General features: G+C 53.5%; 7 protein-coding genes and 1 tRNA gene. 6 read left to right on the forward strand and 2 right to left on the reverse strand.

From position 1 onward, the window contains the following. The 5 genes from AC2FIO_RS22665 (at nucleotide 1) to AC2FIO_RS22685 (ending at nucleotide 5,054) form a co-directional block, all read left to right on the forward strand. A tRNA-Met gene (locus tag AC2FIO_RS22665) sits at nucleotides 1-77 on the forward strand. 400 nt (nucleotides 78-477) lie between these two features. Continuing rightward, nucleotides 478-1,614: a Hint domain-containing protein gene (locus AC2FIO_RS22670; RefSeq protein ID WP_496700141.1), complete on the forward strand. Its 1,137-nt coding sequence runs from the start codon at nucleotides 478-480 to the stop codon at nucleotides 1,612-1,614. A 525-nt stretch (nucleotides 1,615-2,139) separates the two neighbouring features. Continuing rightward, entirely contained in the window at nucleotides 2,140-2,580 is a 441-nt protein-coding gene (locus AC2FIO_RS22675; RefSeq protein ID WP_496700143.1) for a hypothetical protein, read from the forward strand. Between the two features lie 60 nt (nucleotides 2,581-2,640). Next, nucleotides 2,641-3,423 carry a metallophosphoesterase family protein gene (locus tag AC2FIO_RS22680; protein WP_496700144.1) on the forward strand — a complete coding sequence of 261 codons (783 nt, stop codon included), beginning with the start codon at nucleotides 2,641-2,643 and terminating at the stop codon, nucleotides 3,421-3,423. Nucleotides 3,424-3,605: 182 nt separating this feature from the next. Next, nucleotides 3,606-5,054, forward strand: coding sequence for a mannose-1-phosphate guanylyltransferase/mannose-6-phosphate isomerase (locus AC2FIO_RS22685; RefSeq protein ID WP_496700146.1), 1,449 nt, complete (start codon nucleotides 3,606-3,608; stop codon nucleotides 5,052-5,054). A gap of 160 nt (nucleotides 5,055-5,214) precedes the next feature. Here the strand turns inward: AC2FIO_RS22685 and AC2FIO_RS22690 are convergent, their stop codons facing one another. Continuing rightward, on the reverse strand, nucleotides 5,215-6,375 hold the full coding sequence (locus AC2FIO_RS22690) for a nucleotide sugar dehydrogenase (RefSeq protein ID WP_282171197.1): 1,161 nt from the start codon (nucleotides 6,373-6,375) through the stop codon (nucleotides 5,215-5,217). A gap of 352 nt (nucleotides 6,376-6,727) precedes the next feature. Here AC2FIO_RS22690 and AC2FIO_RS22695 point away from each other — a divergent pair, with 352 nt between their 5' ends. After that, nucleotides 6,728-6,988, forward strand: coding sequence for a hypothetical protein (locus tag AC2FIO_RS22695; RefSeq protein ID WP_282121600.1), 261 nt, complete (start codon nucleotides 6,728-6,730; stop codon nucleotides 6,986-6,988). Nucleotides 6,989-7,071: 83 nt separating this feature from the next. Here the strand turns inward: AC2FIO_RS22695 and AC2FIO_RS22700 are convergent. Continuing rightward, nucleotides 7,072-7,490 (reverse strand): hypothetical protein (locus AC2FIO_RS22700; protein ID WP_496700149.1); only part of this gene is annotated, 419 nt, incomplete at its 5' end.

Raw genomic sequence — 7,490 nt, forward strand, 5'->3', positions numbered from 1 at the left:
CGCGGGATGGAGCAGCCCGGTAGCTCGTCAGGCTCATAACCTGAAGGTCGTAGGTTCAAATCCTACTCCCGCAACCAGCGTCAGATAGTCCAAAACACCACGGTCAGACTGCAATTGATCAAATGAATCAATCGTTTAACATCTGCGCCCTGTCAGGTGAATAACCGTAAGGTCAAAGACACAAATCCTAAGCGCAAAAACAGGGATGAAAACAATATATCATGCATTTCGCTTGGTATTTTGCCTTCGGCTATCACAACAGGAAGCACTGAGGACGCAAATACTTTGTTATGCGCGTCTGCGTGGTCCCAGCTATAGGTTCTGAACAAAATCGGATCGATACTTGAATCTCTGTTGCAGTCCGCGACCAAATCGGGGAGCAACAGAATTCCTAAGAAATCTCTTCCCCAATGATGAGAAACAAGCCAATATCTCGATCTGAAAAGTCGACGTAAGCGGTGTGAAAACCGTTAACTTTTGGGGCAGGTCGAAAGCAACATGGTAAACTTCAACATCTCTGACGGCGTTGGTACTACGTTCACCGATACTTCTCCTGGTGGCGGTTTTGTTATTGATTTCGACTCTCTCGACAACAGCTTTAGCCTGCAGATCAATGGTGTGGATTTGTTTGTTGGTGGACCCGCAGGGGCGCCGAATGAGCTGCAATTCCAACGACAAGTCAATGGTACCGAGGGTCAAACTGTTCGCTTTGCTGACGGGGACAGGTACGAAATCGATACACCAGCTGTTTGGCAGCTTGGAAACACCAACGGTGAACCAGTTGTTCGTTTGGTCGTTGAGCCGGACGGAACAATCCAACTCTTTGGCGTGAAGGCAGATAACGGCGCGCTTGTACCGCTGGAATTGTTCAACGGAATGACGGTAAATTCCGCTGCAATTGCAGACGCTTGGAACGATACCGGGTCGAACACCATTACCATCGACCAGTCCGTGACCGGCCCCACAAATGCAGACGGCGAGTTTGTGGACGTTTTGTGCTTTGCGGCCGGAACATTGATTGAAACCCAGGATGGTCCTGTTCTGATAGAGGAACTGCGGGTTGGCGATCAGGCTCTCACCCATGATCATGGTCATAAACCGGTTCGTTGGATCGGATCGCGCAGTCTGAGCCTTGTAGAGCTTGAAGCTCAGCCACGGCTTCGGCCTATCCTAATCCGAGCGAATGCCTTGGGTGATGGGTATCCAAAGCAGGATCTAATTGTGTCGCAGCAGCACCGCATTTTGGTGTCATCAGCTGTCGCGATGCGCATGTTTGAGTGTCAAGATGTTTTGATACCGGCAAAAAAGCTGTTGCCTTTGGATGGCATCGACTTTCTGCCCGACACCGCGGGTAGCGTCGAATACTTTCACATACTGTTCGATCGGCATGAGCTCATCTGGTCCAACGGGGCGTTGACGGAAAGCTTGTTTACCGGCCCTGAGGCACTCAGGACTGTATCTCCAGAAGCCCGACAAGAAATCAAAGACTTGTTTCCCGAATGTTGCGATTCGCAGTTCGAGGCGACTTCCGCACGCTACATTCCCAAAAAGGGCAAGCATATGCGTAAGTTGGTGGAACGGCACCAGGTGAACAACAAGCCACTTTATAGCTGATCATCTGTCTCAGACCCGTTTACGTCACTTTTGAGATTTGAGAGCGCTGCCGAAGGATCGCTTGATCACCGCTTGGGCGGTAAAACCCATTTCATCCCATCCGGCTTTTGGACGCGATTGAAAATTTCTGCTAATTTGTCCTCCAAGTGCAATGTGGGTTCGAGTTGCCGCGCCGCTTTTGCCGATACGAACGAAGTCCCCACTGCATTTGTGAACCAGAGCTGAACTACCGTTGTATGCAAATTGGATAGGCTTGCGGTCAGAACTGCTTTCAGCTGAACAAACTCCGGTGATAGAGCAGCCGGAAATCAAAAAGTTTAAGAAAACTATAGCTAAAACTTTGATTTAAAACATAATTTTGACTTTTCCTGCTCACAGGGAACGCACCACGCAGTTTTACCTCTGATCCGGTCCGCAACTGGAATCGGAGGCTTCGAAATGCTGGAAAAAAGGAATCTTTTTCGCCCTCAGCGCGCATCTGCCAGAGCGTATTGCAAACCTAAGCACCGCGGAATCAAAGCTATAGTGGCGGCACTGTTTGCGGGAGTACTGACCTCGGCGACTTCTGTCCCTTCGCCCACGTTAGCTGACGGGCTGATGGTTGTTGGCAGCGACAGAGGCGGGTATCTGCATGACCGTTTGATCGAAATCGAAAATCTGCAGAAAAACGGCATTCAAGTCGAAATTCGGGGACGTGTCTGCTTTTCAACCTGCACGATGTTTCTGGGCCTTCCCGGAACCTGTGTGAACCCTGACACGACATTTGGATTCCATGGACCTTCGCGCAGTGGCCGGCGGCTTGCCCCAAAAGACTTTGACTATTTCAGTCACATCATGGCCGCGTATTATCCCGAGCCGCTTAAGACGTGGTTCATGGAAAAAGGGCGTAACCGGATCAACGGCGTTTTCAGGATAAAAGGCACAGAGATCATCAGAATGGGAATTCCTGCCTGCCGGACAGCCTGAATGAAGCTTGCTTAGACCGGCGCGCAAATGTTAGACGCCTTGGGTCTTGACCGCCGGCCCATGAATTCAATGATAGCCGGTCGCTGCAGCCACTCAGGAGGCACCCTCAACGTGCTGTCATCGCTGATTCAACGTTTCGGGCGACGCGCGGTCTTTCCTGCTCCTGTGCCGGACACGCCGACCTGTGTCATTGGTGATGTGCACGGCTGCATAAGGCAGTTGCAGAAACTGTTGCCTCAGATTCCTCGGGATCATCGGATCATCCTTGTCGGAGATTATATCGATCGCGGCGAAAACAGTGCTGACGTTCTACGTCTGATCCAAGACCGCCCGGATTTCATCTGTCTGAAGGGAAACCACGAAGACATGATGTTGAATTTCCTGTGTGACCCTGAGGAATATGGCCCGCGCTGGCTGCGCTATGGTGGCCTGCAGACGCTGGCCTCATTTGATGTCCGGAACGTGCGCGCCGAGATGACCGCTGCTGAACTGGTCGCCTGCCGAGACAATCTTTTGGCGGAGATGGGACCTGAGCTGGTCCAATGGATCGCGGAATTAAGGACCTTTGATTATTCCGGCAACGTCCTTGTGACGCATGCTGGTGCAAATCCGAGTACGCCCGCCGATCAGCAACCCGAAAAAACTTTGATGTGGGGCCATCCAGAATTTCGAACTACCGACAGGCGAGACGGTGTTTGGGTTGTTTATGGTCACACAATTGTCGATCAAGCCACAGCGCGGCGCGGACGGATTGCTGTGGATACCGGCGCCTTTGCCACCGGCGTACTGACTGCGGTCTGCCTGGACGGTGGTGAGCCTACATTCATAAGTGCCCGTCCTTAGCGCCGTTCACGCCGAACCAGGTTCGAAAGCACGCAAAATTCTCGATGGTACACAGCTTCGGAAACTCATCCACGCTCGCGGCACAGAACATCCTTTTTTTCGGCCAAACCAAGCCAAGCCTTGTCAGGTCATGACGGTTTCAATAGGAAAATTAGGAACCGCGTCAAATTATTGAGCATTTTATGTTGATCTGTCCTGTCCTTCTTTGCGGGGGCTCCGGTACGCGCCTCTGGCCCTTGTCTCGAAAGAGCTACCCGAAGCAATTCGTTCCATTGGTCGGAGAAGAGACCCTGTTTCAGGCATCTGCCCGCCGGTTGTCAGGGGCAAACGCGGAATTGGAGTTTGAACCGCCGGTGGTTCTGACCAACTCGGACTTTCGGTTCATCGTCGCGGAACAACTGCAGGCTATCGGAATTGACCCCGGCACGATCATGATTGAGCCTGAGGGCCGCAACACAGCGCCAGCGGTTCTTGCGGCGGCGGTGCATGCTTATGCCAAGAACGAGGCTGCTGTAATGCTGGTTGCCCCTTCCGATCACGTGGTTCCGGATGCAGCTGAATTTCAGGCCGCCGTTGCACGGGGTTTGGAGGCGGTTGCGCAGGGCAAACTGGTGACTTTTGGCATCACCCCGACACATGCGGAAACAGCGTACGGATACCTTGAACTGGCCGCTGGTTCTGGCGGTGACGGTGCGCCTCTTCCGTTGAAGAAATTTGTCGAAAAGCCAGACCTCGCCCGTGCGACCGAAATGCTGGAGGCCGGGAATTACAAATGGAACGCAGGGATTTTCCTGTTCCGGGCGGCGGACATCATCGCAGCCTTCCAGGCGCATGCCCCCGATATGATTGAGCCGGTCAAGGCAGCGGTGGAAAAAGCAAAGCAGGATCTGGGGTTCCTGCGTCTCGACCCTGAAAGCTGGGCGCAGGCCGAAGACATTTCGATCGATTATGCCGTGATGGAAAAGGCAACGAACTTGTCGGTTGTGCCCTTCGGCGCCGCATGGTCGGACTTGGGCGGCTGGGACGCCGTATGGCGCGAAAGCGGCCCGGACGCGCAAGGTGTGGTGACCAGTGGGGGGGCAACGGCGATTGATTGCCAGAACACCCTTTTGCGGTCGGACAGCGAACAGCTGGAAATCGTGGGTATCGGGCTGGATAACATCATCGCTGTGGCGATGAATGATGCGGTTCTGGTTGCCGATGCATCGCGGGCGCAAGATGTCAAAAAAGCGGTTAGCGCGCTAAAGGAAAAAGGCGCGCCGCAGGCGACGGCGTTCCCGAAGGATCACCGCCCGTGGGGATGGTTCGAAAGCCTGGTGGTCGGAGAGCGTTTTCAGGTCAAGCGCATCTATGTGCACCCTGGTGCATCGTTGAGCCTGCAAAGCCATTTCCATCGTTCCGAACATTGGATTGTTGTTGAGGGAACGGCCCGCGTGACAATCGATGATCGTGAGCAATTGGTGACCGAGAACCAATCTGTCTATATCCCTCTTGGGGCAATGCACCGGATGGAAAACCCGGGAACGGTCCCGATGGTCCTGATCGAGGTGCAAACCGGCACGTATTTGGGCGAGGATGATATCGTGCGTTACGAAGATAAATACGCGCGCGGGCAGGGGGCCAAGGGCTGAACTGTGCACCGGGTTCTGTGTGGCATTGGATTGAAAACACGCGGCAGGGATTGCAGCCTTGCAAACCTAACTTATCAAGCAAAGCTGATCGTCGGTTTTTGATCCTGTCAAACCGATCAATAAGGTCATTGCCCAGAAGTGCAGAACAAGTGAAAACCGTTTAGTCCGCGCCAAACAAGTCACGGGTGAACACCTTGTCCGCGACATCTTCAAGTTCGGGGCTATGCCGGTTGGCAACGATCAAGTCGGCTTCGGACTTAAAGGTTTCGAGATCCTGCACGACACGAGAGCGGAAAAACTCATCTTCCTCCAACGTTGGTTCATAAACAATGACCTCGACGCCTTTGGCTTTCAGCCGCTTCATGATGCCTTGAATGGAAGACTGACGAAAATTGTCGCTGCCGACTTTCATGACCAGCCGGTGGATACCAACGACGCGTGGGCCTTTCATCAGGATTCGATCTGACAAAAAATCCTTGCGCGTCCGGTTCGCGTCCACGATGGCACGAATAAGGTTTTGCGGAACATGGCTGTAATTGGCCAAAAGCTGTTTGGTATCTTTTGGCAGGCAATACCCCCCATACCCAAAGGACGGATTGTTGTAGTGATCGCCAATTCGGGGATCCAGCGAGACCCCCTCGATGATCTGGCGTGTGTTCATACCGCCAGCCATGGCATAGCTGTCCAGTTCGTTGAAAAAGGCAACTCGCATGGCGAGGTAGGTGTTGGAAAACAGCTTGATCGCTTCGGCTTCATCCGGGTCGGTGAACAGGACGTCCACGTCTTTGGTCAAGGCACCCTCAAGCAAAAGCTCGGCAAATACCCGCGCCCGGTCCGAACGTTCGCCAACGATTACGCGGGACGGGTGCAGGTTGTCATAAAGCGCGCGCCCTTCACGCAGGAACTCCGGCGAGAAGATGAAGTTGTCGCTGCCCAGGTCAGAGCGCAGCGACTGAATAAACCCCACCGGAATCGTCGATTTGATGATGACGGTGGCCTTGGGGTTAATCGCATTCACCTGCCGGGCGACAGATTCGACACTGGATGTATCGAAGTAGTTGGATTTGGCATCATAATTTGTCGGTGTTGCAACAACGACGAATTCGGCATCTTCGAAGGCCGGTTCCGTAGTTGCCCTGAGCGACAGCGTTCGGTTGGCAAGAAAGTCTTCAAGCTCAGCATCGACGATGGGGCATTGGCCGGAATTGACCATTTGGACCCGCTCTTCAGAAATGTCGATTGCCGTGACATCGTGGTTTTGTGCCATTAGCACCGCGTTGGACAATCCCACATATCCAAGACCTACAACTGCAATCTTCATACCTTTGCCCTCATATTCGCAAGCCGGTGACTACTTCACCTGCTGTATTGCTTGCCGATTGTAAATGCGCATGTGTGCCTCTTACGCCCCCATTCCGAATTTTCGTTAGCATCTGACCTGCTTGAGGCAGGCCTGCGCCAAATGCGGGCTAACGCGCAAGCCAGACCGTTTTTGAGGCACCTAAAACCTGCTCAATCCCAACTATTTTTTTGATGTAGAAATGGGAAAAAGTCCCTCAAAAAAGCAACTTAGCGGCATTGCAAAAAATCTGAGGAATTTTCAGGAATTCAGCATTCTCAGGTTGAAGCTTGTGTGATAACGGTCAGACAACACTTGATTTAGGAGATTCAGGATGATCAGAGCGTCTCTTCTTGCGCTAGCCCTTTCAGCGACGGCCGTTCATGCACAAGATGCGAGTGCGGCGCAAGCTACCGCCGGAGGCGGTGCAGGCTCTGGTGGTGCGGCGGCAGGTGGCGCGGCTGCGGCAGGTGTCACAGGTTTTGTACCGTTGGTTGCCCCAGCTTTGGGCGCGGTTGCGGCAGCAGCTGGTATCGCTGCAGCAGCTGGCGGCGGGTCAACAAACAGCACCACAAGCACGACGGGCACCAACTAAGGCCCTTATCCCCAGCTTAAATGAAGACAGCGCGCCTTTAGGGCGCGCTGTTTCTTTTCAGAGTGTCGCCCGCACCTTAAATTTTAATAATTTTTGTCGCTTAGCTGCCACACGAATAACTGTTGTGCGTCACGCTGCGGGCATTGATCTGGCCTGGCACAGGGCCGGCCAGACGCTGATTGTCCGTGTGGAACCAGCTTAAGGTTGGGCACTTTGGAGACCTTGCACAGCGCAGAGATTACTTGGTCTCGGATCAGTTGCCCGGGCAACGAGACAGATATTGGTTCCAGGTCGGCTTGAGCCCCAAGTAGGGACCGGATGCACTGCTTGATTTCAGCAACCGCAGAAACCGGGCGAAGCGCGATGTGGAATTCGGCCGTGTCCCCGGCCAGACCACCGAAAACGCTTTGCAGGTCAACCAGGATGACCTCGTCCGGATTACATTGAGCATGCGCGTATGTACTTGTTGCAGGTGCCTGGATACCAGGAACGTCACGACGTT

This window comes from Ruegeria sp. CDSB086, from assembly GCF_059611065.1.

Coding starts and splice junctions, on each gene's coding strand:
- AC2FIO_RS22680 (WP_496700144.1), top strand. CDS start 2,641: ATGAATTCAATGATAGCCGGTCGCTGCAGCCACTCAGGAGGCACCCTC.
- AC2FIO_RS22685 (WP_496700146.1), top strand. CDS start 3,606: ATGTTGATCTGTCCTGTCCTTCTTTGCGGGGGCTCCGGTACGCGCCTC.
- AC2FIO_RS22690 (WP_282171197.1), bottom strand. CDS start 6,375: ATGAAGATTGCAGTTGTAGGTCTTGGATATGTGGGATTGTCCAACGCG.
- AC2FIO_RS22695 (WP_282121600.1), top strand. CDS start 6,728: ATGATCAGAGCGTCTCTTCTTGCGCTAGCCCTTTCAGCGACGGCCGTT.